A 1,698-nucleotide genomic window follows, 5' to 3' on the forward strand; every position below is an offset into this window, starting at 1 on the left:
GGGGGGGGGGGGGGGGGGGGGGGGGGGGGGGGGGGGGGGGGGGGGGGGGGGGGGGGGGGGGGGGGGGGGGGGGGCCCGGGGGGGGGGGGGGGGGGGGGGGGCGCCGGCCCGCGGTCCTTGGTCATCAGGGCCATCAGCCGCTCCTGCGTGGCCTCGGCCACGGGCAGCTGACCGGTGATGCGCCCGGCCGAGAGGGTGTAGACGCGGTCGCAGATGCCCAGCAGCTCCGGCAGCTCCGAGGAGATGACGATGACGGCCTTGCCGGCGGCGACCAGCCGGTTGATGATCGTGTAGATCTCGTACTTGGCGCCGACGTCGATGCCGCGGGTGGGCTCGTCGAGGATCAGGACCTCCGGGTCGGAGTAGATCCACTTCGAGAGCACGACCTTCTGCTGGTTGCCCCCGGAGAGCTTGCCGGTCAGGGCCATGACCGTGGGGGCCTTGATGTTCATGCTCCGCTTGCTGTCCTCGGCGACGCGGATCTCCTCGTGCGCGTCGACGAAGCCGCCGCGGGTGAGCTTGTCCAGCGCGGCGGCGGAGATGTTGCGCTTGATGTCGTCGATGAGGTTCAGGCCGTACTTCTTGCGGTCCTCGGTGACGTAGGCCAGGCCGTGGTGGATCGCCTGGCGCACCGAGCGCGCCTGCACGGGGCGCCCGTGCAGGTACAGCTGACCGCCGAGGTAGCGCCCGTACGAGCGGCCGAAGACGCTCATCGCCAGCTCGGTGCGCCCGGCGCCCATGAGCCCGGCGATGCCGACGACCTCGCCGGCGCGCACGGACAGGTTGGCGCCGTCGACGACGAGGCGGTCCTGCGAGGGGTGCCCCACGGTCCAGTCCTCGATGCGCAGGACCTCCTCACCCGGGTGCGACTCGCGCTCGGGGAAGCGGCTGTCGAGGTCGCGGCCGACCATGCCGCGGATGATGCGGTCCTCGGTGACGGCGTCGGCGCGCATGTCCAGCGTCTCGATGGTGCGCCCGTCGCGGATGATGGTGGTGGAGTCCGCGATGGCCTCGATCTCGTTGAGCTTGTGCGAGATCATGATGCTCGTCATGCCCTCGGCGCGCAGCTGGCGCAGCAGCCCCAGCAGGTGCGCGGAGTCGGTGTCGTTCAGCGCGGCGGTCGGCTCGTCGAGGATGAGGAGCTTGACGTCCTTGCTGAGCGCCTTGGCGATCTCCACCAGCTGCTGCTTGCCGACGCCGAGCTGGCCGATCGGGGTGGTGGGGTTCTCGTCCAGGCCCACGCGCGCCAGCAGGCGCGAGGCCTCGCCGTTGGCGCGGTTCCAGTCGATGAGCCCGCCGCGGCCGCGGACCTCGTTGCCCAGGAAGAGGTTCTCCGCGATCGACAGGAACGGCACCAGGGCCAGCTCCTGGTGGATGATGGCGATGCCGGCGCGCTCGCTGTCGCTGATGCCGCTGAACTGCGACAGGGCGCCGTCGAAGTGGATCTCGCCCTCGTAGCTGCCGTGCGGGTAGACGCCGGAGAGCACCTTCATCAGCGTGGACTTGCCCGCGCCGTTCTCGCCGCAGATGGCGTGGACCTCACCGCGCTTCACCGACAGCGAGACGCCCGAGAGCGCCTTCACTCCGGGGAAGGTCTTGGTGATGTCCCGCATTTCCAGGATGTTGTCGCTCATCGGCGCGCCGTCGTCCTCGCTCGGGGACCGGCCGGGCGCGGGGCCCGGCGGGGGTGGGGGGTGG

General features: G+C 71.7%; 1 protein-coding gene. It reads right to left on the reverse strand.

Features of this window, described 5'->3' with window-relative positions; translation table 11 throughout:
• Positions 1 to 1,634: multiple monosaccharide ABC transporter ATP-binding protein (mmsA, locus tag ACRYMN_RS20825; protein WP_432499332.1), on the reverse strand; the 1,634-nt coding region annotated here is incomplete at its 3' end.
• Positions 1,635 to 1,698: the final 64 nt, after the last annotated feature.

Source organism: Kineococcus gypseus, assembly GCF_050871305.1.
GTDB lineage: Bacteria > Actinomycetota > Actinomycetes > Actinomycetales > Kineococcaceae > Kineococcus > Kineococcus gypseus.